The organism is Oscillatoria sp. FACHB-1406 (assembly GCF_014698145.1).
GTDB lineage: Bacteria > Cyanobacteriota > Cyanobacteriia > Cyanobacteriales > Spirulinaceae > FACHB-1406.
On the sequence record NZ_JACJSM010000010.1, the window covers coordinates 59154 to 83261 of the forward strand.

Below are 24108 nucleotides of genomic sequence, written 5' to 3' on the forward strand. Positions count from 1 at the left end.
AAGACATTTGTCAAAAACCCGGTTTCTTGGAGAAACCGGGTTTTGAGAATTTAGCGATCGCTTCGTACCGGCAAAGGAGTTTCCAAAATCTCCATCAACAACTCGAGACGAGAAGGACGAGATAAAAGAGGAATCAAGTTCGGTAACGAATAGTAATCGCCGTTGAAAACGAAGGTATCAACTTGCGCTTGTTGTTGCTGCAATTGACGTTCGACGGTCTCAGACGCATAACCCACTTTAACGATAATGACGTTCGGTTGCACGTTCATCTCTTTGCAGTAGGTGGCGTAAGCGTTCCCGAAGTAGGGGGTTGCGTTGTCACCTTCGTCGGTGACGAGGATGAACTGTTCGACGACTTGCTTGCGCAGGCGCATCGCTTCTACCGAACAGCCAATACTGGTTCCGCCGTTCGCTTTCAGATGCGCAAAGGCCTTTTCCCAATCGCTGAGGTTAGTACCGGCTGCTTTAATGGGATAGGGCATAGTATCGAAAGCGTAGACAAATAAGTCGGCGGTGGTGATGCCAGAAATCATGGCTGCTAAGCGTTTGCCGGTTTCAATCGCTTGCGTCATGGAACCGGAGTTGTGACTGACAATACCGTTACTCACAAAGGAATGTTCTCCCGGTACGCAGAGATCGTAGACGGTTTCGTAACCTTCTTCAATTTCAGCGACTGCATCTAAAAACAGTTGGGATTCCACCACTTCTTGGATATCTCCCACTTCACGAAAGGTCGGAAAAACATCCAAAATTGAGGGTAAAAGATCGGTGGGAACGCGATGATTTTTAGCCTTACCTTTAAAGCAAGCAAGGGTGGGAAAGTGTTGGCGCAATTGGTGCTGCGTTCCGCGTCCTAAAACTTGGGTCGCGGTTAAGGCTAACTCCGGGACGGAATCCCACCGGGAAGACCATTCTAAAGAACGGCTATTGGTGACAATTTCGGTCAGAGTTTCTTGCTTGTTATCGGAGGCAAAGCCAATTTCTTGGAGGAGTCGCAAGGCATCGTTACCGCCGATCGCGAGCCGCCAGTAAGAACGGAAAATTTTGTGTCCGTTGGTGGCATGACTCTGCAAGGGTTTGAGACGACTGACAATGCCAAAGTTCAAAAGCATGACTTGAATTTGACGCAGCAGTTGTTCGGAGGCTGAAGTTGCCGCTAAAACGCCGGAAGAGCGATTCATTAAGCCACCGTCTCCGGCTAAGTAACCGCGCAAAAATTGGCGTTGGGTGCGATCGCTGGACATGAGAATGCCGAGCGGAACGATACAGTCGCGCGCCCGCTCTTTCTCGAGAGCGATCGCGTTGTTTAAGAAATGCAGTAGCGCTGCCGAAGCAATACTCGCTGTTTTGCAGTTTCTTTCTTCTGTAACTCGTACCGGTATACCAAAAAGTTCGCCAGTCAGCGTACAAAAATCGGAGATCAGTTGTTCGTCGCGGTTGCAGAATTGAACGGTTGCGGGACGATGTTTGATGTATCCTTCCGAGACAATATAACCCAACCAGCGCCCCAGTTCGGGAGTCATGGTTTGGGGAAGGCGCAAAGGCGCTTCTCCGGGTTGATATGCTTCTTTGGGTTTGTAGTCGGCGAGGGAAACATCTTCGCCAAAGCAGCGGGTATTGCGGCGCAAGACGACATAATCGCCCGCAGTTAAGGTATCTGCTTCTCGCCAAACGAGCGTTGCTGTCTGCGGTTCGTAGCAAAGAATCGGGTGATTGCGGGATGCTCCTAAGCGGAACCCTTTTTCAGTTGCGATATAACGCACGGGCTTTTTCCCGTTCAAAAAGAGGTGCGTTGCGGTAGCAATACCATTTCGAGTCGCAACTTTCAGGTTGAGTCGAACTTCAGTGACTCCAGTTTGTACGGGTGGGACTAAAGACGAGATCGGTAGCAGTCCGCATTCGGTACAGATGAGCGTATCGCCGGTGACGCATTTGTCCACTAGCAATGCGGTAGGCTTTTTGATTTCGCCGCGCTTTTTCACCTGCGCATCCATCGCTTGTTCGACTTTGGCGGCGGTGTCTGCGTCGAGGTTGGCTGCTTCGATCGCAACTTTCCCTTTGAGGGCAGATACGCGCTTATCGGTTTGGGCGGCTACCAGTTTTTCGTCAACGAGTGCCTTGACTTCAGGGTTGTCCATCGCGCCTCGATCTTTGAGGGATTTGAGGTTGTTGATGACTTCCTGGGGTGTCATGGCGTGGATAAGGGTGGCGAGAACGGTAGGCGTAACTTGTTTGACGGCTCCGATCGCGATCGCGTAGGGGATTTTTCGCTCTACAATCAGTTGCGCCTGTTCTACCGGCGTTTCGGCTTTCGCTAACTGTTTGAGCGCGTAAGCTAAGCTATCCTCGGGCGGTGCGTTCTTAAACAGCACGGCGTTGGCGCGTTCGCTGGGTTTGATGTGCAGCGTCGCATAGAGGTGCTTCATCGCTTTGCGTCCTCGCAGCGCGGCGCGATCGAAGAATTCGGGGTTCTGTTCGCGCGCTTGCAAGTAACGACGCACCGCAGTGCGCGCCGAACGCGGCATTTTATTTTTCTGCTGCTTCATGAAGTCTACAATCCGCGCCACTTCGTAGGGCGGAAAGGTTTGTAACATCACGAAACCTGCATCGCGGTGTTCGTCGAGTGGGCTGGCGAGTAAGTTACCGACGAAGACTTCTTTATGGTCGCGCACATCGCCGTTTTTTTGATACCAAACCGCTAAGCAACCATAAAAAATGGGATCGAGATCGAGGATAAGGTTATGCGTTTCGGCGATTTGTTCTAGCTTGCGGTGGGGCGTGACGAGCAAGCTGTTGAGCAGTTCTAGGCGCAAGTCGCGTTCGGTTGCATTCATAGCGGTCATGGTTTAGCCTCCTTGGGATTGTTGCTTTCGCAATCCAAGCGGGTAACGATGGGGAGGCGATCGCCGCATTAGCCTTGTAAGGCTTGCAATCAATGCCGCGCGAGTTTGATGAGCTATGGTTTATTCCGTGACAGGGAAGTATGTAAAGCTCGCTCGATTGGGGCGCGGCGATCGCTGATTATACCCTAAAAAGTTCTTGAAGCTTTCACAGCGTTTAGGATGCTGGGCTTCATATATATCATACTACGGTTATGCTTCAAGCTTGTCAAGCTCTTTCCTATACAATCGGGTGAAACAGCCCCGATGGGGTTGAGAAACCCAAAGAACACACTGATTCCCGACGCACCGATGAATTCTCGCCCGATCGAACTTGCTAAAGTGTTTCTGAAGCTCGGAACGATTGGTTTTGGCGGCCCTGCGGCGCATATTGCGATGATGGAAGAAGAAGTCGTAACGCGCCGCCAATGGTTGACGCGATCGCATTTTCTCGATCTGTTGGGCGCAACAAACCTGATTCCCGGCCCCAATTCTACGGAAATGGCGATTCATATCGGCTATTCCTACGGCGGCTTGTCCGGACTCGCGATCGCGGGAATTTGCTTCATTTTTCCCGCCGTTCTCATCACCGCTTTCTGCGCTTGGCTTTACGTTAAATCGGGTACGCTCTTTTCTGCTGAATTCTTTCTCTACGGCATCAAACCTGCTGTTTTAGCGATTATTTTAAATGCTTTATGGCGCTTAGGGAAAAAAGCGGTTAAAAATCGTCAATTAGCAATCATTGCCCTCGGTGTTGTGCCGTTACTGCTGCTTGGGATGAATGAAGCGATCGCGCTTTTACTTGGAGGCATTATCGGGGCAGTATGGCTCAAAAGTACCCTCCCACCGGATAAAACCGCAGCGTTACTCGTAGCGGGATTGAATGGTAGCGCGATCGCGCGAACTACGGCAGTCTATGCCGCGCAAACAGTCGATCGCGTCGCTCCGTCCTTATGGCAAATTGGGTTATTTTTCCTCAAAGTTGGCTCGGTATTATTCGGAAGCGGTTACGTTTTAATTGCCTTCCTGCAAGGGGAAGTCGTTGATAAATACGGTTGGCTGACGCAACAAGAATTACTCGACGCGATCGCGATCGGACAATTCACTCCCGGTCCGGTACTTTCAACGGCTACCTTTATCGGTTATCTTATCGCTGGAATTCCCGGCGCAATCGTTGCAACAATCGGGATTTTTTTCCCTTCCTTTCTCTTCGTTGCGCTCTTAAACCCATTAATTCCTAAATTAAGAACATCGCAATGGACGGCTGCCTTTCTCGATGCGGTTAATGTGAGTGCGGTTGCTTTAATGGCTGTTGTCACCGTGCAACTCGCGATCGCAATTCTCTTGAAACCCTTCGCCAGTTTGCCCTTCGATCCGCTCGCCTTGTTAATTCTTGTTCTCGCTGCAATTGCTGCTTTTCGCTTTCAACTCAACGCCGCTTGGATTGTTTTAGGGGGAGGTATTCTCGGTTCTATTGCGTTCGGCTTACTCACTCCAGAAAGCCTCAAACCCTTGAAAGAAGCGATCGCATTATTGCATCCCATCCAACCGATGGCGATTGAAACCTGCCTTAACGTAACGGTTGCTATATCATGAGGTAAAGTAGAACTCCCGCCAGAGCGGGACGCTTACCGCTTGTTTCCGCCCCTCTTTTAAATCGCTATGCCTCTCCCCATCGTTGCTATTATCGGCCGTCCCAATGTCGGCAAATCCACCCTCGTTAACCGTTTCGCGGGTTCTCAGGAGGCTATCGTTCACGACGAAGCGGGGATTACGCGCGATCGCACCTATCAACCTGCATTTTGGCGCGATCGCAACTTTCTCGTCGTCGATACGGGCGGTTTGGTGTTCGATGACGATACGGAATTTTTGCCTCTCATTCGCGAACAAGCGATGGCGGCGCTGGCAGAATCCAAAGCTGCTATTTTTGTGGTAGACGGACAAAGCGGGCCGACTCCCGCTGACGAAGAAATCGCCCAATGGCTTCGCCTGCAAAGCGTTCCGGTGCTGTTGGCGGTGAATAAGTGCGAGTCTATCGAAGCGGGTGTGATTCAAGCGGCGCAATTTTGGGAGTTGAATTTAGGGGAACCCTATCCGGTTTCGGGAATTCATGGCAGCGGTACGGGAGAATTGCTCGATAAATTGGTTGAATATCTGCCTCTCCCCGAAGAAATTGAGGAAGCGCCGGAGTTAAAAATCGCGATCGTCGGCCGCCCGAATGTGGGAAAATCGACGCTGTTAAATACGCTAACCGGAGAGTCGCGCGCGATCGTTAGCCCGATTTCTGGGACGACGCGCGATAGTATCGATATGGTGGTGGAACGCAACGGAAAAACCTACCGTTTGATCGATACGGCGGGGATTCGTCGCAAGAAAAATGTCGAATATGGGGCGGAATTTTTTGGCATCAATCGCGCGTTTAAAGCGATTCGGCGCTGCGATGTGGTGTTAATTGTCGTTGATGTTTTGGATGGTATTACCGAGCAAGATCAAAAGCTTGCCGATCGCATTATCGATGAAGGGCGCGCGGCGGTGATTGTGGCGAATAAGTGGGACGCGATCGAAAAAGATTCTTACACGATTTACGACTACGAAAAGAAGATTAAAGATCGTTTCTATTTCCTCGATTGGGCAGAAATTATTTTTATTAGCGCCAAAACCGGACAACGCACTGAAAAAATCCTCGATTTGGTCGATAACGCTGCCGAACAACACCAACGTCGGGTTCCCACTGCTGTGATTAATGAAGTTTTACAAGAAGCGGTTTCCTGGCAGTCGCCGCCCACCAGTCGTCAGGGAAAACAAGGACGCATTTATTACGGTACGCAAGTCACCACGCAGCCGCCAACAATTGCGCTTTTTGTTAACGATCCCAAACGTTTTAACGAAAGCTATCGCCGTTATATTCAAAGTCAGTTTCGCAGACAGCTTGGCTTTAGCGGTACGCCTTTACGCCTAATTTGGCGCGGCAAGAAGGAACGCGAAGTCGAAAGAACTGTTAACCGTGCCACGCGAGTTTAGAGCTTCGGTTGAGCAGCCATTATTGACCGCTCGCTGTTAAACTAATAACCGATCGCTGATTAATTGTTGACTGGATCGATGCTAGGAATTCGGCAAAATTTAGATTTCAAAAGAGAAAAAAGAGATTGGTTTCGCTTAGCCTTGCAACTACGCGGGTCGGTGATTTCCGGAATCTGGCTGAGATTGCTCGTCTGCGTTGCTTTTGGTTATTTTATCTCCTTACTTTACAACCGAGGCTATCCCGTCTATATCTCCGTTTTAAGCGGGTTAGTACCTTCGCTCGTTCTCGGTTTGCTGTTGGTTTTTCGGACAAATACTGCCTACGAACGCTATTGGGAAGGGCGTAAATGTTGGGGTTCGATCGTAAATTCTGCTAATAACATTGCCTCTCAAATCTGGGTAGCAGTAAAAGAAAAGGAACCGGAAGATCGGGAGGAGAAAAAAGCTTTTGTGCGTTTGTTGGTGGCTTTTGCGATCGCGACTAAGTTGCACCTGCGACTGCAACCGCCCGATCGCGAACTGGAACGATTTTTAACGCCGCAGCAATTCGAGGCATTGCAAAGATTGAATAGTCCTCCCCTCCAAATTATCTTTTTGATTCGCCATTACCTCCAAAAACAGCACTCGCGCGATTGTATTAATAGCGAACAATTAACCGCTATCTTTAAACTACTCGACTCTCTTGTTGATAGTTTAGGGGCGTGCGAACGCATTTTAAAAACGCCCATTCCTTTAGCTTATACGATTCACCTCAAGCAGTTATTGATCTTATACTGTTTGGCACTTCCGTTTCAAATGGTGAAAGATTTGGGCTTATGGACGGGGCTAGTGGTGGGTGCAATTAGTTTTGCAGTATTTGGGATCGAAGAAATTGGAATTGAGATTGAAAATCCTTTTGGTTACGATCCAAACGATCTGCCGTTAGATGCGGTTTGCAGTAACTTAGAGCGCAACATCGAGGATTTATTAACTTTGGGTTAGAAAAAAGCAATGGGGAATGAATGGCACTGACTTAAAGCTCATAAAGGGGGGTTTTAAAAGAGAAGATTGCTGTAAAAGCAATCGTTTTTAGGGTAAAACCGCCCCGACAATCCTAACTTAACTTGTCACTCATAATTTAAATGGATTTACTGCGATCGCTCCCCATTGGACTCTATCTCGAAAAACCGACAACTTGGTTGCACCACATCGATCCGCGCGTCAAACTTTTTTGGCTGCTAAGTTTTCTGTTTGCGCCCGTCCTCGCTACCTTAGAATGGCGCATCGGACTCGTTTTGATTCTCGTCGCTTTAACCATTAGTGCAAGAATTCCTTGGCGCGTGTGGAAGCAGCAAATGGGATGGTTGTTGGCGATCGGTTTTTTTGCATTTATTATTACCGCAATTACGCCCGACGGATTGGGAATCGACTATCAACAACGCCTTCCTGCGAGCGGTTTGGAATTGCCCCAACCTACGTCTTACCAATATGTGGTTTATAAGGCCGGAAAAGTGTTAGTAACGCGGCGATCGCTCGATTTAGCCATTCGCCTCAGTACGATTCTGTTTATCTTAATTTATAGCAGCAGCCTTTTTTTACTCACCACAGCACCCGAAGAAATTACCGCAGCCCTGGAATATTTTATGCAACCGTTGAAGCGTTTTAAAGTGCCGGTAACGGAAATTATTCTGACGTTAACGCTCTCGCTGCGCTTCATTCCGTTAGTGTTAGAAGAGATTCAAAATTTAGCGCGATCGATTAATACCCGCGCCATTGAATGGAAAAAACTCGGACTGCGGAAAAGTTTATCTGTTTGGTTGATTGTCGCCGATCGCCTCCTCGAAAATCTACTCGCGCGCGCCGAACAAATCGCAGTTGCAATGGATGTCCGGGGATTCACCAGTCCCAATCGCCATCGCGTTCAGTGGCACATCCTGCGTTTCCGGGCAGTAGATTGGCTCGCGATCGCAGTTCTTGTGGGGTTCTGGAGTGCTAGACTGCTTTGGGGCGGCGTTGAATAATGTGAGTTCGATGGACGAGAAACTACTCTGAATTGACATACTCCCCAACCTCAAGGCACGGGGATTCTAATTCAGGGTTCGCAGAAATCCACTTGCCATATTGGGTTTCCCCTCAATGGTAGAGGCAGTCTTCTCCCCATGCTTTCCCTCTTTCAAGGCAGATTCCCAATGCCCTTGGGTACTGTTATTTTGCCACTCAACGCCTAGTAATTTCATCCCTTTGTACAAAATATTCAAAGCCGCATTTGTATCACGACAAATCTCAACTTTGCAATTAGGGCATGAATGGGGTCTAGTGCTAAAACACTTTTCTGTGCTTATGGTAATTATTTGATTGGAGTTTAGCACCCTTGACTCGTTTTTTACTCAGACGGCATTGAGCTTTTTTGAGTCGCTTTTCTGATACCAAATCCGGTTTTCATACCCAACTTATTCGAGAAGCTATAATTCTTGCAATAGAAAGGATTTGGTCGATTTTAATAAATGGGTTGTGGCAACCGGATTTAGTATGACTTCCGTCATAGTAAAACAGTTCTAATGTACTGATCCAGTACAGCGAGAGGGCTGAAAGCTAGCCAATACATGGGTACTGAAGTGATACTGATTCTTTGCAGTATCACTTCAGTATCAAAATCTCCCCTCATTCCAACTTTCCCAACCTACTTCCCCAAACGCTATAAAGCCCTGGAAGTGCGACGGTTAGGACATTCCAGGGCTTTATAGTTAACGGGTGCGGCAGGACTCGAACCTGCGGCAAACTGCTTAGAAGGCAGCTACTCTATCCACCTGAGTTACGCACCCCTGCGCTCGAGCGAGCTTTGAATATTCTATCCGAATCGATACAGACAAAGCAATTATGATTAAGAATCTCTGAAAAGCTCCACTGTATAATAATTGTGGACTGTCAGCCGAGGAACGGGGGTTCGAGCGAGCGCGCTTGTGGAAAAACTGTGGAAAACTCGGAGCGATCGCGCCACCGGTAGGTGTAGGAGTTATTTATGTTCCTCGAAAGTGCGAAAACTGAAGATTTAAACGCGATCGCACTTTCTCCTCAGTTTTCCACAGGAACGTAAGTAAAGACTCGCTCCCAACCGCTTTAAAAAGTTTTAAATCGTATCGGTTTTCGATCGCCGACAGGCGAGATTGATGCGATCGCTCAATTGTAAGATCGTTTGATTGAGACTCGCATCTTGCTCGATCGCCTGCTCGATCTTATCGCAGCTATACATCACCGTCGTATGATCTTTACCGCCAAATGCTTCCCCAATTCCGGGTAAGCTCATATCCGTATGCTGCCGCATCAAATACATCCCCACCTGGCGCGCAAAACTAATTTCCCGGCGGCGGGAACTACTTTTTAAAGCTTCTATCGAAATTTTAAACGCTGCCGACACTTCCTCTAAAATCACCTCGGGCGAAGCAGGAATCGTCTCGCTGGGCGGATTTAAGATCGGGGCAATATTTTTAACCGTCATCGGCAACCCAGAAATCGAAATATAAGCCACCGTCCGAATCAAAGCGCCTTCTAATTCCCGAATATTCGAGGTGTAACGGCTGGCAATATATTCAATAATCTCGCGCGGCAGTCGCATATTTTCATACTCTGCCTTTTTCTGCAAAATTGCCATGCGCGTCTCTAAATCGGGCGTTTGAATATCGGCAATCAATCCCATCGAAAAGCGAGAACAAAGGCGTTCTTGCAAGCGAGGAATCTGATTGGGAGGACGATCTGCCGCTAATACCACTTGCTTTCCCGTTTCGTGGAGCGTATTAAAAGTATAGAAAAATTCTTCTTGGGTGTATTCCTTCCCTTCAATAAACTGAATATCGTCTACTAATAACACCTCTACGGCGCGGTAGCGATCGCGAAAACTCTGCAAGCTATCTTTACGAATCGCGGCGATTAAATCGTTAGTAAACTTTTCGCAGGAAACATAAAAGACCTTCGTTTCTGGGTCAATTTCTAAGCGATAATGCCCGATCGCTTGCATTAAATGGGTTTTCCCCAAACCGACTCCCCCGCAAAGGAATAAGGGGTTAAATTCGCGTCCCGGCGACTCAGCGACAGCAAGCGCGGCGGCATGAGCCATGCGATTAGTTGGTCCAACGACAAAGCGAGAAAAGACATATTTACTATTAAATTCGCTCCGGCGCTGTTGGCGATCGACAACAAGATCGCTAGAAGCGTTAACAGTCGGTATCGACCAATATAAATCGGCATCTCCTGTTTCCGAAGCGCCCTGAGATCCTGCCGCTATTACGCGAATTTCTAACGGACGCGCGAGAATTTCTTCCACTGTATCGGCGATCGTTTTCAGGTAATGTTTTTGCAACCAATTGCGAGCAAAAGGGTTAAGCGCGCAAATTGTCAAGCTTGTTTCGGTCATTTCGATCGCCGTCGCCGTCTTCACCCAAGTTTCAAACGTAGGCTGAGGAAGTTGAAGTTGCAGGCGTTCGAGGACTTGACTCCAGAGTTGTTGTGGGGACATCGCACTGAGCGGAGGCGGGAGGATAGGGGTTGAAATAGCGATCGTAGCAGGGAAAGTGGCGCACAATAGAAGGGTTGTGACTCTTGCGCAAAGAAAATTGCTTAGCTCGGCGCGCTCTATAAATTATGACCCAACTCCTCGAACTTGCACTCTTGGGAAATCCGATTTTGCGGCAATCCGCCCAAAAGGTAGAGAGTATTGAGACTCCCGACGTTCAACAGTTTATCGATCGCTTAATCGCAACGGCGGCGGCGAGTCATGGCGTTGGGATTGCCGCCCCCCAAGCTCGGACTTCATCGCGCTTGTTTATTGTCGCCTCTCGTCCGAATCCGCGCTATCCCCACGCACCGGAGATGGAACCGACGGCGATGATTAACCCGAAAATCTTGTCTTGGGGCGATCGCGTCGTCAAGGATTGGGAAGGATGTTTGAGCGTACCGGGATTGCGAGGATTAGTCCCGCGCCACGACGAGATTGAAGTAGAATACCGCGATCGCGGCGGCAATTTGCAGCATCAAATTCTCACCGGATTTGTGGCGCGGATTTTTCAGCACGAACTCGACCATCTCGATGGCATCCTGTTTATCGATCGCGTCGAAACGACGCGGGATTTATACAGCGAAGCCGAATATCAGCGATTGTTAAACCTACAGCAGCCATTTGGGGGAAGTCAACCAAAATAATTCGCTTTGCCCCACGAGCGAACTGCTTTCAGGAAGTTTTAGCCCGATAACACCCGATTTTTTCAGAACCAGCTTTTCCCTAATTTCGCCCCACAGCAGCAATTCTGCCCAATTGCCGAGATCGGGCTGATGTCCGACGAGGGCGAGGCGAGTGTCGGATTGTTCGGCCAGCCATTTTAAACCGATTTGGGGATCGGTATCGGGAGCGAGGGCAGGGAATTCTTCGAGGTGGGGGGATAAACCCGCTTTACGGAGAATGACGGCAGTTTCGCGGGCGCGAGGGAGGGGACTGGTGACGATGCGATCGCAGCGCAAACCGAGGGCGGTAAGGCGTTTCGCAACTTTCTTTGTTTTTTTGCGTCCGAGGTTAATTAGCGGGCGTTGGTCGTCGTCAGCGTAAGTGCCGCGTTCTGCGGCAATACCGTGGCGAATGAGGTAGAGTTCTCGCATGGGGATTGAGAAGGAGCAATCTAAAACAGTGATGATAATAATTATTTAATGTAGTGGAATGTTATTTTACATGAGGCTTCGTATTGGGGGAGCCATTGGGTAATATTTCGACCGGAAGCCGAGCTTGCGCCGAAAATGAGGATAAAACATTAGGGAAAGCACGCTACCTCTGACAAGATCGCGAGACAACCGTCCGCTGGAGAAGCTACGATAGGGAAGGGATGCCCCGACAAAACATGGTTAAGATAACATCGAACAATTCTGCTGATTTACCATGCAGGCCACTTCTCATGGATATCGCAACGCACCAATTCATGGCTTTTTTTGAACCCGAGCAAGCCCACGAATTATGTCAAGTGGCGATCGTTGAGACTTACTTGGATGAAGCTGTGATTTTTGAGGAAGGTGCTTTTTCTGACTGTTTGTACCTGCTGCTCGAAGGTGAGGTCGAGTTTCGCAAAAAAATTGGCACCGATCGCTATCGCCCGTTGACGCGCGCCTTACCCGATGCGTTTTTCGGGGAGTTGGGAATGCTGGACGGGCAACCGCGCAGCACGCAAGCGATCGCGCGGGGAGAAAAGACGGTTCTGGCAAAAATTCCGACTGAGGGATTTATGGACGTGCTGGATCGGGCTAAGGGAACGGTAATTACTAAGTTTTGCAGCTACATGGTGCAACGCTTGCGCGATACCACCGAAGAGTATATTCGCCAGCAACTCCATAAAGAAAAAATGGTGTTAATGGGGGAAATGCTAAACACGATCATCCACGATTTTAAGAGTCCGCTGAGCAGTATCAATTTGGCCAGCAGTATGCTCAAAGAGCAGCATCCGGATGAGGAGACAGAGGAATGGTGCGACTTGATTCACGCTCAAACGCAGCGGATGTCGGCGATGGCCGAAGATTTTCTCGAGTTCGCGCGGGGAAATGCGACGCTGAATAAGAAGCCTGTGAATTTGAAAGCTCTGTTACAGCGTTTTGCGACGCTCAATCGCATCTATTTTCAGGAGGCTGAGATTGAGTTTTCAACGCGCTGTCCGCCGGAGTTGGTGTTGGAAGTCGATGAGGGTAAGTTGATGCGGGTGTTGCAAAATTTGGTGGGGAACGCCGTGGATGCGTTTCGCGATCGCGGCGGCCGGATCTCGCTGGATATCGAGGCGGACGATCGCAATGCTCATCTGACGCTGCGAGATAATGGCCCTGGAATCCCTGAAGCCATCCAGGATCGCTTGTTTGAGTCGTTTGTTACCCACGGCAAACCCCACGGAACTGGATTGGGAACCGCGATCGCGAAATCGATTATCGATACTCATGGCGGTAAAATCGCTTTTACCTCCAGTCCGGAACTCGGAACGACTTTTTACATCGATTTGCCCCTTTTCTCGCCCCCTCCGAAGTTGGATAGTGCATCGTGAATCGCGATCGACTTCTGGCTTCTACTCCCGGTAACGCGATCGGCGGACTGCACCATGCCGATCGCGCTTGGCACGATTTACGCTTTAACACCACACAAATTGAGGATTTTGTCAAGGAAAATTCTCAACGTTTAGAAGCCGTAGATTGGGATGCGATTATCTGCGGCGGCACGTTGGGCATTTTGTTAGCCGCAGCCTTGCAGCAGCGCGGTTGGCGCGTCTTGTTGCTCGAACGCGGCAAGTTACGAGGCAGAGATCAGGAGTGGAATATTTCCCGCCAGGAGTTAACCGCCTTCCTCGAATTAGGGTTATTAACGGAAGCAGAGTTAGAAAGCGCGATTGCCACGGAGTACAACCCCGCGCGTGTTGCCTTTCACCAAGGTTGCGAAATTTGGGTGAGAGATGTCCTTAATATTGGAGTCGATCCCGTATTTTTGCTGGAAACCCTCAAGCAGAAGTTTCTCGCGGCTGGGGGGACATTATGGGAAAATACGGCATTAAGTGAAGTCAGCGTTCATCCCGATGGCGTAAAGGCAATCGCCCCGGAAAAATCGGCGACAGCGCGCCTCCTCATCGACGCGATGGGGCATTTTTCCCCCATTGCCCGCCAAGCGAGGGGAAACGAGAAGCCAGAAGGCGTTTGTTTGGTGGTGGGGAGTTGCGCGCGCGGCTACCCGCAGAACGAAACGGGGGATTTAATCGCTTCCTTTACGCCGATTCTGCATCAATGTCAGTATTTTTGGGAAGCTTTTCCGGCGCGCGATGGCAGGACAACCTATTTGTTTACTTATGTCGATGCCGAGCGCGATCGCTTCAGCTTAGAATTTTTCATGGATGAATATTTTCGCTTGCTACCTGAATATCAGCAAGTCGAACTGTCGCAGCTACAATTTCAGCGATTTTTATACGGATTTTTTCCCGCCTACCGCAACAGTCCCCTCAGAACGCCGTGGGATAGAATCTTGCCCGTCGGCGACAGTAGCGGCGCGCAATCTCCCGTCAGTTTCGGCGGATTTGGGGCAATGGTTCGCCATCTCGAACGATTAACATCGGGGATAGAAGAAGCATTGCAAGTCGATGCGTTGAATCGGGATGCCCTGAAATTATTGCAACCCTATCAACCCAATATTGCTGTAACTTGGTTATTTCAGCGGACGATGAGCGTACCGCTTCAAAAAAGCGTTCCGCCCCAACAAATTAACCAGCTAATGAGTGCCGTATTTGAAGTTATGGAGAGGTTAGGGGATGACGTTCTCAAACCTTTTCTTCAAGATGTTATTCAATTTCCCGCCCTCACCAAAACCTTACCTTTAGTTAACCCGAAATACGTGCTTCCGATTTTGCCTCGCGCGGGCTTGCCGATGTTAGGGGATTGGTTGCGTCATTACTTAAATTTAGGGGTTTACAGCAGCCTTAATTCTTTTCAAAAACCCTGGCAAGGAATTGAACGACAATTATCTTTACAACAGCAATATTATTGGCATCGTTGGTTAGATGCTTGGAAGTATGGTTCTGGAGGAGATTTAGATTAATCGAATTGAGGGCTGCGACACTAGACTACACTAAGCTTGAATAAATGGAAACCGCTCGCTTACTTTGTGTAAAGCGTAGGTTTATATACTTTATCGGTTACGAACGCATCTAAAAAAAAGCTGAAGTTTTTTTATTTTGATTATTTTCTAAGATAGATAAAATAACGTTATACCAATTCTCAGTTACGATGCACCAAATTTTTCATCGTAGGGGCATAACATTGTTATGCCCTCTTCGGGAATCGTGCAAAATCTATGAGAATTGGTATTAGAAGTTAAATTCCCTAGTTTTTGAAAACTCCGCTCATCGACACAGCTTTAGCACAATAATCGCTAATCGCGAAGAGAGGAAACCTTTTATTTTAAGCAATCAACCTTTTATCAAGCATGAGTCATTACAGCGCGCGCCAAAACTTTTATCGCGAAATAAACTGTCCCGACGAGCAAATATACCTAGCCAAAGCAGCCCTTTACATCGCTAGGGAAGAATACCCAGAGTTGGAAGTTTCTAAATACTTAAATATGCTCGATCGCATAGCAGAAGAAATCGAAATTCTTTTGCCAGAAAAACGCTATCCTTTAAAAACTATTGAAACGATTAACCAATTCCTTTATGATAATTTAGGATTCAAAGGGAATAAGCAGGATTATTATAACCCGTGCAATAGTTTTCTCAATGATGTTCTCGATCGCCGCACCGGAATTCCGATCGCCCTCTCCTTAGTCTACCTCGAAATTGCCAAACGCCTTAACTTTCCAATGGTCGGCATTGGACTACCGGGGCATTTCCTAATCCGTCCGACGTTTGAAGGTGTAGGAATTTTTGTCGATCCTTTTAACGGGGGGGAAATCTTATTCGAGCAAGACTGCGAAGCGCTCCTCTCAAAGCTTTACCAGCAGAACGTTCAATTAGAATCAAATTTTCTCGCGCCCGTAACCAACCGCCAATTTTTAGCGCGAATGCTCTCCAACCTAAAATTTATCTATCTCAATCAACATCAGTTGCAAAAAGCTCTCGCTACTATCGAACGCATTTTGCTGCTATTTCCCACTGCTGCCAGCGAATTGCGCGATCGCGGGTTATTATTTTATCAGTTAGGCGAAAAGAGTAAGGCCAAGCAAGATTTAGAATTTTATTTGGCGATGGCTCCTCAAGCAACCGATGTCGATGCGATTCGACAGTTTCTCGCCCAGATGGGCTAATATCCCCTAAAACCCAACTTCTTTAAACCTCAGTTCCTTAAAAGAGCAACAATCCGTGCATCGCCTCCTTTTTGTGTTATGCTTCGCAACGCCCCCGAAAAAGTTTATTCATGGCTTGACAGTTTACAGGATTATCTCGAAGCGCGATCTCAACTTTTAAACATTTTAGTTCCCTTCGCCTTTTTCATCTTAACGCTTTTATGGATGCCCGTTCGCACGAATTTGAGCTTTGATACAGACGAAGGACAGGAACTAATTAAAGCTATTCTCTACTCCCGTGGTTTTGCACTTTACCATGAAATTTGGTCCGACCAACCGCCCCTCTTAACCATTTGTTTATCGGCTTGGTTTAAGCTATTTGGTGCATCAATTTTTTCAGGGAGACTGCTTGTTCTCTGTTTCGCAACGCTCCTCATTTGGAGCTTTTTTAAGACGCTACAAATCAGTGTAGGCAGTCCCCTCGCGCTTGTAGGAACAGGACTATTAGCGCTATCGGGTAACTTTTTAAGAATGAGCGTTTCAGTGATGATAGGTTTGCCCGCCCTCAGCTTAGTTACGCTCTCGATTTATACCCTGACTCTCTACTTCAACAGTTTGTCTCTCTCTTATTTACTCTTGTCGGGAGCCGCTTTCGCAGTTTCCCTACAATTTAAAACGTTTGCTGTATTCTTAATCCCTTTAATCTTGTTTTTTATCTTCAGCAACTCGCTATCAACTCTAAAGAGTCCCGATGCTTCGCCCTCCTTCATACAGAAAGGGAGGCTTAGGGCGAGAAAAATAAAAGCATTAAACTTTAAAAACAAAGCCTTAAAGGGAACGATTTTGTCGGGGTTATGGCTGCTCGCTTTCGTCCTAACCTTTTGCGTAATTGAGTTAACACTGGGTTCCTGGCAACTCAATAGTACCTTTAAGTTTCACGTCAACGAAAACTTAAAAAATGTTTTTGTCAAAGAAAATAGTATTTTAGATGTTAGTTGGATGTTACTACAAGATTTCGATCTCGTTCTTTTAGCGGGGTTAGGAGTAGGGACAATTCTACAAAAAAAAGAAAAATGGAACCTTTTCCCCTTGGCTTGGCTGGCAACAGCAACCCTGATGCTTCTGAATCATAAACCGCTTTGGTATCATCATTACCTATTGCTATCAATCCCTCTGGTTTGGCTGGCTAGTTACGGCGTTAAGGTGGCAATTTCGGAAGGACAAAGACTGCGGAAACAAGCTATTATTTTTTGCAGTCTCTGCGCGATCGCGATTCCCATTAAACTAGGCGTTATCCAATGGCAAAATTCTATCTTTCTGGCAGAATCGCAGGAAAAAACAGAAGTGATTCGGCGCGTGACTCAATATCAACAACAAACCCATTGGCTCTTTACAGATAACCCCATTTATGCGTTTCAAGCGAACTTACGGGTTCCGCCCGAAATCGCCGTTCTCTCGCGCAAACGGGTTGCTGCTGGAGAAATGACGCACGATTACTTATATGCTTTGTTCGAGAAATATCAACCCGAACAAGTCATATTAGAACGTTTTCCGGAAGTCTACGAACCTCTAAAACCCTATTTAGAGGCAAACTATGTAAAGGTAGAAGAATCGGGAGCGCGTCGGCATTTTGTCAAACGTAGTTTACTCAGTAAAAGCTTTCTTTAGCACTAAAGTTTGAATTTTAAATTAATAATTTTGAACGGTTAATAATGATAGAATCAACACAACGATGGCTGGGTCTCGATCCGGGACTGGCGAAGTTGGGCTGGGCTGTTTTAGATCCGCCGAGCGACAAGAGTAAATCGCTTCCCTTTCTGGTAGAATACGGTACGATTGCCACTGCGAAATCGCACTCTACCGCACAACGTCTTGTGGAACTCGAACAAGATTTAATTGCTTTATTTGAGGAATTTCAGCCGACGCGCGTTGCTGTCGAAATGCCGTTTTTTGGCCGTCAAATCAAAGCTGCCGGAGTCGTTTTACAAGCGGTAGGAATTATTAACTTAGTTTGCTGCCGGGAAGCAAAAATCACCCCAATCTTCCTGCATCAATCGAGTTGGAAAGCGCATTTAGTAAACGGTCGCGCCGATAAATCTGAAGTCGCAATAACCATTCAAAATTTATTTGAACTGGAGCAATTGCCGAACGATGATGCAGTTGATGCGATCGCGATTGGCTATGCAGGATTTTGCGGTTTAGTCAATAATATTGATTGAGGTAAATAAATAATCGTTAATAGCGAAACCAGAAGCAGAAATAAATTTTGCTTCTGCCTCTGGCTTAGCTCGTGAAAGTAGAGCGATCGAATTATACGGCTCTTAAGGAGATGGATTTTTGCTGTGCTCCGTTGGCGGGAATTTGGCGATCGCTGGGGTTCTGCTGTACGACTTCAATTTTACGCAAAACAACATCGTTGTACATCCGCTCTTGCAGCGCCATATACACGAGTTCGTAACCGTGTTGGACGCAAAATTCATTAACGGCTTCGACTACGCCATACTTACCAAAATCAGACGTACTGAAGTAAATGTAGTCGTTTAAAGCAATTAACCCCTCTGGCTTCATCTTTTCGCGCGAGGCTTCGAGATCGCGTTTTGCACCGCCGTAGGAGTGATCGCCATCGATATAAATCCAGTCTAAGCTGTTATCTTCCCAAGAGCGAATGATTTCGGGCGAATTGCCCAAATAGACTTCTACCTGACCGCTTTCGATTTCCGCTGCGAATTTTTCCCGAGCTAATGCGATCGCATCTGGATCGAGATCGACTAAATACAGCTTTTTCGGCTGCGTAACCTCCAGGATTTTCTCGGAGAATGTGCAGTGCATAATCCCAATTTCCGCACAAACCCCATTTTTGGGCATCTGCTCCAGCATTTTATAGCGATTTTCCAATAACCGGCAGTTGCAAATATGTTCGTCCGCCAAAGTTTTTGCCCCCGGCCACATCGAACGTCGCTCCTCAGCACTTAAATCTTCGAGACTCGAACAACCCGTGATTTTTCTGATAAAAGACCGTACTCGTTCGGATTTTCTTGGGTACATGGTTATTATTTCTTAAAGGGTTTAGGAAGTAGAAAGTGAAGTGCCTTACTCTCTTAATTCCCAATTGCAGAGCGTTAATATCCAAGAAGCTAAAAGCTTCGAGACATCGACTGCAAATTTGCGGATTAGGCACAACCTCATAGCAATATTTTTGTCCGTTCACCGCAATTCTGCGGTAAATACAAGAGAGTTATCTCCGGATTCTAAGCTAAACCTCTAGCTTATTTTTACTAGATGATTATTCTTAAACTATAATGCCATACTCAGTATTGAATTGCCTAGCGTGACTGGCTTTACAGTATTTTTATTTCTTTCGTCAGAGTTTTTTAAAAAGGTAAATACTCTAGATTTTTACTAAATTCAGTGAGGGGTCATACCCCCTACCCCATTATTTTATCTGAAGTCGTTAGGAGCTAACAAACAGCACTGAAATTCAGGTTTTTATCGAACTTCACGCTTACTCTATAGGCTCAAACAAAGCAGAATTAAGGCAGAGCATTGCTCTGCCCCTACCGATAAAATCCTGAATCCGAACAGGGGCTAATTCAACCCCCATCGCTGTCTGGACTTTCAACTTGAAAGCGTTCCAGTAAAAGGCGGAGTAGGATTTCGGGGTCGGTTTCGCTAACGCCAAGTTGACTGGCAATTTGTTGAGCTAAATTTTCATCTTGTTGTATTCCCAACAATAGTTCGTCCGGAGTGACGTACTTGACTTCAGGGGCATCATAGGATTCATCGGCATCGATGCCGCTATATTCCAAAATCGGGTTGCGAGTTGCCCTGCGCTGAAGTTCTTGGGCGATTGCATTCGACATCGCGCCCACTTCCATGATTTTCGGTAAATACTGAGTTTGCTGCGCTAAAAGAGTTAATTTTTGCGCCAATTCTAAGTCTGGAGTGGGGGAAGCTAATACTTTAGGAGCATAGTAACGTTGCAGCCAATGAACCCACGTAACGTGGCTGCCTTGCTCTCCGAGTTGCTCGAAAAACCTTTGGACGCGGAGCGTTTGCCAGCCGTGGGACACGCCTTCAAGCAATTGCTCGAACAGGAATGCACAGTCTTCATCACTTAAGGAAGGAATGGAGCGAGCGTCGCTGGCTGTGGTTGGAGCCGTTACTCGCGCCGTAGTGCTGTTATCTGAGGATTGAAAAAAATTTTTGAGCGATCGCCAAGTCTTATCGAACATTTTTATTCAACATCGTTCATTTCCCCCATTATGGAGGTAATTGTACGACGCTTGCGTAAGTCTAGCATTTCAGCAAGACCCGGTTCGCGGCGATCGAGGGGCATAACCGTTTCCGCTGGGACAACGCTCACTTGCGGTTCTTCTCCCGAGCCTCGGGTGCGGAAAGATACGGGTTTTGAAGGCTGCGCTGGCAGTCGCGCGCGAACGTGCGAAGCCGGTGCAGGTTGCCATGTTACCGCACGCTGGCTATACCCATTCAGTTGCGGTCTTTGGGCGGGGTGAGGGCGAACTGGCGGACGCACCGGTTCTGCTAATAAGTTGCGAGGAACCCGTGCTGAGGTTTGAGAAGAGACGAGGGGTGGGGAGTGACGTTTCTTGGGTTGGGGCGGAAGTGAGGTATTGCTCTTTTGTTTGGAGCGGACTTTACGCTTAACGCGCTGGCGGTTCGGGTTAGGAGCCTCGCCAGCGTGTTTTAACTTATAAGTTATAAACCATCCGCCCGTTGTACTCGCGAGCAGCACGAGCAACCACTTTGCACCCGTTGCTTGGTGTTCGGGTTGAACGGCGGTCTGGTTAGGCGGAGGAGTGGAGGTTGAACTTGTTGCGTCGAGGGCTGTTGAGGATGAGTTATGTTGCAAGTCACTAGGGTCGAAACCCGGGTCGAGTAACCCCACCAGCGCTAAAGCACCGATAATCGTCACTGACAGGAACATCCCACTCCAGATTTTGAGCTTATGCTTGGCGATCGCTTGATGGAGCAGATCGAGATAATACTGTTTTTGACGATAGCGTTCGGATCCATTGACCATTCATGCCCCCAACCCTAGCATTTAGGACTTTAAACTCGGACTAAAGAATTTTAGCACGCTTATTTAATGGGGGAAGAATTCGTTATCCGTACCGGCGACGGACAACCCGCAACTCTTATAAATTCGCGAAAGCCGTCATCATTGCGACGATCGCCAGACTCATCAATGCAAAGACAAGGACGATACCGACCGAAGGCGCAAACGGATTTGAGTTGATGGTTTTCATAGCTCTTTATCGATTCTTTTGAATCGCTTTTAATTCTTTATGCTCTCAATATAACTAAGCCCGATCGCGGCTCTCATAAATGAGATATTTCTTTGCAAAAAGTCAAAAAAAGCAATGTTTTCTTGAATAAAGGATTACTTTTTGCAATGGCAAAGATAGCAGATTTCGTTTTTTCGCGCCCGTAGCCCTCACCTTCAAACTGTAAGATGATTTGAAGACTTGTAAGAATATATAGAGGAACTCAACGAATGACCGTTGCCACCACAACTCCAGCCTTTTGTCAAGGGATTCAACACTTTGGCGAAGACTGGCCTAACTTTAAAGAATATGGAAAAGAAGCCGCGATCGCGCCCGGTCAAACCGCGATCGCATCCCCAAGCGATAAAACCGCCGTTTACCAAACGCTCCTCGCTGCCGACGCACTGCGCTACCTCACCCTACAAACCACAGCCAGCAAAGAATCCGGGCATCCCGGCGGCTTCGCCAGTATTGCCGACGCGATCGCAGCCCTCATCATGCTCGGTTACAAAAACCTCACCACCGAAGTCGGCCACCACGCCCCCGGATTTTACAGCACCATGTTCCTCGATCGCTCCCTCGAAGACATGGGCATCCACACCGTCGCCGACTTAGGCGAACGATTCCGAGAAATGCACGGCCTCCTCGGCCACCTCTCCGGGCAAATCCCCGGACTCCTCAGCCCCGCAGGCCCCCTCGGCCAAGGTCAACACTTCGCAATGGCCGGAGCCAAACTCTACCCCGACACCCTCTTCCCCGTCACCATCGGCGATGGCGGACTCGGCGAACCCTACATCATGAGTAGCTTCGGCCACTTCAACACCGCCTACCCCCAACGCACCAACTTCCTGCCCATCCTCGTCTGGAACGGCTACTCCCAAGAACACCACAGCATGGTGTCCCTCAAAACCAACGAGGAAATGATTGCTTACTGGAAAGGCAACGGCTTCAGCGAAGTCATCCTCATCAACGCCAAAGACTACGACGATGCCAACCAAGCAGGCGAATACATCGATAGCACCAACTTCTCATTCAACAAACGCCTCGAATTTACCCAAGCCATCCTCGAAGCCGTCGATAAAGCCGCCAAATCTGCCCTTAACGGAACCCTCACCGTCCTCATCGTCAAACAACTCAAAGGCGCAGGCGTACACAAACGCGGCGCGCAATCCCACAACCTTTATCCCGGCGACAGCCTCAACAAAGACTACATCGTCGATGCCTTGAAAGCGCGCGCCCTCAGCCCCGAAGCGTGGCAACTCGTCCGCACCAACTTCGAGCGCGCGGGCGGCAGTCCGGCAGCCAAGCACGTCGTCACCGAAACCGAAGCCAGCGTTCCCGACTTAGGCGAACTCCCCTTAACCGAATACCCTGTCGGCGGCGATAAAAAAGTTGCCACCACCGCAATGGGCGAACTTGTCGTTCATGTCGGCAAAAAAGATCCCAACTTCGTCGTCACCAACGCCGACGGAAATGCTGCTTCTGGGATTAACAACATCAACGTCGGCTTGAAAATCATTCATCCCACCACCGACGACACCTACTTCCAAGCCCCCCAAGGTCAAGTTTACGAACCCCTCAGCGAAGATGCTTGCGCCGGTTTAGCAGTAGCCCAAGCTCTTTTTGGCGCGCGTACCCTCTGGTGTTCCTACGAATCCTTCGCCGTCAACGGGCTTCCGATTTGGCAAACCGTTACCCAAGCAATGGCAGAATTGCGCCGTCCGACTCCCTCCACCATTACGCTCTTTACTGCTGGTGCGTTGGAACAAGGACGCAACGGTTGGACGCACCAACGCCCGGAAATCGAGAATTACTTTGCGGCGATGATGCGTAACGGGAATATTTTTCCACTCTTCCCCTGCGACGCGAACAGCATTCAAGCTTGCTACGAATGGGCTTTAAGTACGAAGAATAAAGGGATTACCATCACGGCAAGTAAATCGCCGCTGCCAATTTTCACCACCCTCGAACAAACGCGCCAAGGTTTGCAAGAAGGCGGCATTATCTTGCACGACAGCGAAGGAACGAAAAAAGTCGTTTTTGCCGTTATTGGCGATATGACGTTAGGGCCTGTTTTTGATGCAGCTTCGCAGTTAGAAAAAGAAGGGTTCGGCGTTCGGATTGTTTCTGTTATAAATCCGCGTCGGTTGTATCGTCCCAGCGATGTGGCTTGGGAAAGTTGCGCGCAAGCGGACGGCAACTTCCTTGATGATGCGGGATTCGATCGCATCTTTGGCGGCGATGCGCTAATCGGTGTCAGTGGGGGGACGAGTGCAATGCTCGAACCCGTGATTCTCCGCAGTACGACTCCGCGCGATATTTTTGCCTGGAAGCGCGGCGAAACAACGGCGAGTGCAGGGCAGTTAATGGCGTTTAACGGATTGACGGCGGATGCGCTAACCCAACGCGCCGCAGCGTTGCTTGCCTAAACCTTCACGATCTGAGGTGGGGAGAGGGAAGGCTCTGTTTAGCTTAACTTCTGAGAGAGCATTCCTCACAGAAGTCAGTCGCACTAAACCATTTGGGGATTCGTCCTTTTGAAGATCTGCTTGTAGGTTGCAGCTTGTAGTATTAAAAAGTTAGATTGGGAAAGCACCTGGATTCTGCGTTTAGCAAATAACTCATGATGACTATCGGGACTGATGCTTTGGATCGAACTTCAAACTTGAAGTATGCTCGCTTTTTGCTGGCGGGAACTTTAATTGCGATCGCCTTACAAGCTGCTCCTGCTCGCGCTAGCGAATACGCCCTTCAACCGTCCTGTCCCTCTATTCCCCCTCCCGGCGGCGTAGTCTGTTATACGCCTGCAACGGCTCCTCGCTTGCGACGAAATAGCCAAGGGCAAATGGTGAGAAACTGGCAGAATTTTTTGCAACGAATGGGCTACTTTAAGGGGCCTGTTACCGGATTTTACGGCCCTCAAACTGAAGAAGCGGTCAAACAATTTCAACGGGCTAAGGGTTTGCAGGCGGATGGTGTTGTTGGGCCGGCAACTTGGAGGGAATTAATGCGGGCTAATGCGGGTTAATACGGTTGGCTTGTGCTAGAAACGCTAGTATTTGGGAGATATAGTCCAGTGTCGGGATAAAAGTTAATTAATCATCTGCGCGTCCAATCTACTTTGGTTACTTTGGACGCGCGGAAGAGGGAAGAGACTCTCGGACTATATTTA

Annotated in this window: 18 protein-coding genes and 1 tRNA gene; 12 read left to right on the plus strand and 7 right to left on the minus strand. The window is 48.3% G+C overall.

Translation table 11 applies throughout. The features are described from left to right. Nucleotides 1-50 precede the first annotated feature (50 nt). Nucleotides 51-2843, minus strand: coding sequence for an LAGLIDADG family homing endonuclease (locus H6G50_RS24135; protein WP_190716510.1), 2793 nt, complete (start codon nt 2841-2843; stop codon nt 51-53). A gap of 348 nt (nt 2844-3191) precedes the next feature. Here H6G50_RS24135 and chrA point away from each other — a divergent pair, with 348 nt between their 5' ends. The 4 genes from chrA to H6G50_RS12025 all read left to right on the plus strand — a co-directional run bounded on the left by chrA (nt 3192) and on the right by H6G50_RS12025 (nt 7900). Then, a complete protein-coding gene (gene chrA, locus H6G50_RS12010) occupies nt 3192-4475 on the plus strand; it encodes a chromate efflux transporter (protein ID WP_190716511.1) in 1284 nt (427 codons plus the stop codon). A 66-nt stretch (nt 4476-4541) separates the two neighbouring features. Then, entirely contained in the window at nt 4542-5900 is a 1359-nt protein-coding gene (gene der / locus H6G50_RS12015; RefSeq protein ID WP_190716513.1) for a ribosome biogenesis GTPase Der, read from the plus strand. Between the two features lie 78 nt (nt 5901-5978). Next, nucleotides 5979-6881, plus strand: a complete 903-nt coding sequence (locus H6G50_RS12020) for a bestrophin family ion channel (RefSeq protein WP_190716515.1) — start codon at nt 5979-5981, stop codon at nt 6879-6881. A 140-nt stretch (nt 6882-7021) separates the two neighbouring features. Beyond that, entirely contained in the window at nt 7022-7900 is an 879-nt protein-coding gene (locus H6G50_RS12025; RefSeq protein ID WP_190716517.1) for a CbiQ family ECF transporter T component, read from the plus strand. 727 nt (nt 7901-8627) lie between these two features. On the opposite strand, the gene H6G50_RS12035 is transcribed toward H6G50_RS12025, so the two are convergent. Further along, nucleotides 8628-8701, minus strand: a tRNA-Arg gene (locus H6G50_RS12035). 305 nt (nt 8702-9006) lie between these two features. Continuing rightward, nucleotides 9007-10389, minus strand: a complete 1383-nt coding sequence (gene dnaA / locus H6G50_RS12040; protein ID WP_190716519.1) for a chromosomal replication initiator protein DnaA — start codon at nt 10387-10389, stop codon at nt 9007-9009. Nucleotides 10390-10514: 125 nt separating this feature from the next. Here dnaA and def point away from each other — a divergent pair, with 125 nt between their 5' ends. Then, nucleotides 10515-11072 carry a peptide deformylase gene (gene def, locus H6G50_RS12045; RefSeq protein WP_190716521.1) on the plus strand — a complete coding sequence of 186 codons (558 nt, stop codon included), beginning with the start codon at nt 10515-10517 and terminating at the stop codon, nt 11070-11072. On the opposite strand, the gene sixA is transcribed toward def, so the two are convergent. Beyond that, nucleotides 11037-11522: a phosphohistidine phosphatase SixA gene (gene sixA, locus H6G50_RS12050; protein WP_190716523.1), complete on the minus strand. Its 486-nt coding sequence runs from the start codon at nt 11520-11522 to the stop codon at nt 11037-11039. The genes def and sixA overlap by 36 nt on opposite strands. Nucleotides 11523-11812: 290 nt before the next feature. On the opposite strand from sixA, the gene H6G50_RS12055 reads away from it, so the two are divergent. The 5 genes from H6G50_RS12055 to H6G50_RS12075 all read left to right on the plus strand — a co-directional run bounded on the left by H6G50_RS12055 (nt 11813) and on the right by H6G50_RS12075 (nt 17870). Beyond that, on the plus strand, nt 11813-12937 hold the full coding sequence (locus H6G50_RS12055) for an ATP-binding protein (RefSeq protein ID WP_190716525.1): 1125 nt from the start codon (nt 11813-11815) through the stop codon (nt 12935-12937). After that, nucleotides 12931-14469: an FAD-binding oxidoreductase gene (locus H6G50_RS12060; RefSeq protein WP_190716677.1), complete on the plus strand. Its 1539-nt coding sequence runs from the start codon at nt 12931-12933 to the stop codon at nt 14467-14469. The genes H6G50_RS12055 and H6G50_RS12060 overlap by 7 nt, the downstream gene beginning before the upstream one ends. 387 nt (nt 14470-14856) lie before the next feature. Then, nucleotides 14857-15672: a transglutaminase-like domain-containing protein gene (locus H6G50_RS12065; RefSeq protein WP_190716527.1), complete on the plus strand. Its 816-nt coding sequence runs from the start codon at nt 14857-14859 to the stop codon at nt 15670-15672. Between the two features lie 78 nt (nt 15673-15750). Beyond that, the gene (locus H6G50_RS12070; protein ID WP_190716529.1) at nt 15751-17319 is read left to right on the plus strand and encodes a glycosyltransferase family 39 protein; all 1569 of its coding nucleotides are present in this window, start codon (nt 15751-15753) and stop codon (nt 17317-17319) included. 44 nt (nt 17320-17363) lie between these two features. Then, nucleotides 17364-17870, plus strand: a complete 507-nt coding sequence (locus tag H6G50_RS12075; RefSeq protein WP_190716531.1) for a crossover junction endodeoxyribonuclease RuvC — start codon at nt 17364-17366, stop codon at nt 17868-17870. 91 nt (nt 17871-17961) lie between these two features. Here the strand turns inward: H6G50_RS12075 and H6G50_RS12080 are convergent, their stop codons facing one another. From H6G50_RS12080 to H6G50_RS12090, 3 genes are all read right to left on the minus strand, one after another. Continuing rightward, on the minus strand, nt 17962-18696 hold the full coding sequence (locus tag H6G50_RS12080) for a class I SAM-dependent methyltransferase (protein ID WP_190716532.1): 735 nt from the start codon (nt 18694-18696) through the stop codon (nt 17962-17964). Nucleotides 18697-19241: 545 nt separating this feature from the next. Further along, a complete protein-coding gene (locus H6G50_RS12085; protein WP_190716535.1) occupies nt 19242-19883 on the minus strand; it encodes a hypothetical protein in 642 nt (213 codons plus the stop codon). A 2-nt stretch (nt 19884-19885) separates the two neighbouring features. Further along, on the minus strand, nt 19886-20692 hold the full coding sequence (locus H6G50_RS12090) for a hypothetical protein (protein WP_190716536.1): 807 nt from the start codon (nt 20690-20692) through the stop codon (nt 19886-19888). Nucleotides 20693-21166: 474 nt separating this feature from the next. Between H6G50_RS12090 and H6G50_RS12095 the strand changes: the two genes are divergently transcribed. Next, on the plus strand, nt 21167-23365 hold the full coding sequence (locus tag H6G50_RS12095; protein WP_190716538.1) for a phosphoketolase: 2199 nt from the start codon (nt 21167-21169) through the stop codon (nt 23363-23365). A 194-nt stretch (nt 23366-23559) separates the two neighbouring features. Next, on the plus strand, nt 23560-23964 hold the full coding sequence (locus tag H6G50_RS23870) for a peptidoglycan-binding domain-containing protein (protein WP_199302846.1): 405 nt from the start codon (nt 23560-23562) through the stop codon (nt 23962-23964). Nucleotides 23965-24108 lie beyond the last annotated feature (144 nt).

Excerpts from the sequence above, each read along its gene's own strand:
- H6G50_RS12095 (WP_190716538.1), top strand. The coding sequence starts at position 21,167 with ATGACCGTTGCCACCACAACTCCAGCCTTTTGTCAAGGGATTCAACAC.
- H6G50_RS12085 (WP_190716535.1), bottom strand. The coding sequence starts at position 19,883 with ATGTTCGATAAGACTTGGCGATCGCTCAAAAATTTTTTTCAATCCTCA.
- H6G50_RS12090 (WP_190716536.1), bottom strand. The coding sequence starts at position 20,692 with ATGGTCAATGGATCCGAACGCTATCGTCAAAAACAGTATTATCTCGAT.
- H6G50_RS12075 (WP_190716531.1), top strand. The coding sequence starts at position 17,364 with ATGATAGAATCAACACAACGATGGCTGGGTCTCGATCCGGGACTGGCG.
- dnaA (WP_190716519.1), bottom strand. The coding sequence starts at position 10,389 with ATGTCCCCACAACAACTCTGGAGTCAAGTCCTCGAACGCCTGCAACTT.
- H6G50_RS12055 (WP_190716525.1), top strand. The coding sequence starts at position 11,813 with ATGGATATCGCAACGCACCAATTCATGGCTTTTTTTGAACCCGAGCAA.
- def (WP_190716521.1), top strand. The coding sequence starts at position 10,515 with ATGACCCAACTCCTCGAACTTGCACTCTTGGGAAATCCGATTTTGCGG.
- H6G50_RS24135 (WP_190716510.1), bottom strand. The coding sequence starts at position 2,843 with ATGACCGCTATGAATGCAACCGAACGCGACTTGCGCCTAGAACTGCTC.
- sixA (WP_190716523.1), bottom strand. The coding sequence starts at position 11,522 with ATGCGAGAACTCTACCTCATTCGCCACGGTATTGCCGCAGAACGCGGC.
- chrA (WP_190716511.1), top strand. The coding sequence starts at position 3,192 with ATGAATTCTCGCCCGATCGAACTTGCTAAAGTGTTTCTGAAGCTCGGA.
- der (WP_190716513.1), top strand. The coding sequence starts at position 4,542 with ATGCCTCTCCCCATCGTTGCTATTATCGGCCGTCCCAATGTCGGCAAA.
- H6G50_RS23870 (WP_199302846.1), top strand. The coding sequence starts at position 23,560 with ATGATGACTATCGGGACTGATGCTTTGGATCGAACTTCAAACTTGAAG.
- H6G50_RS12070 (WP_190716529.1), top strand. The coding sequence starts at position 15,751 with ATGCTTCGCAACGCCCCCGAAAAAGTTTATTCATGGCTTGACAGTTTA.
- H6G50_RS12065 (WP_190716527.1), top strand. The coding sequence starts at position 14,857 with ATGAGTCATTACAGCGCGCGCCAAAACTTTTATCGCGAAATAAACTGT.
- H6G50_RS12025 (WP_190716517.1), top strand. The coding sequence starts at position 7,022 with ATGGATTTACTGCGATCGCTCCCCATTGGACTCTATCTCGAAAAACCG.
- H6G50_RS12020 (WP_190716515.1), top strand. The coding sequence starts at position 5,979 with ATGCTAGGAATTCGGCAAAATTTAGATTTCAAAAGAGAAAAAAGAGAT.
- H6G50_RS12080 (WP_190716532.1), bottom strand. The coding sequence starts at position 18,696 with ATGTACCCAAGAAAATCCGAACGAGTACGGTCTTTTATCAGAAAAATC.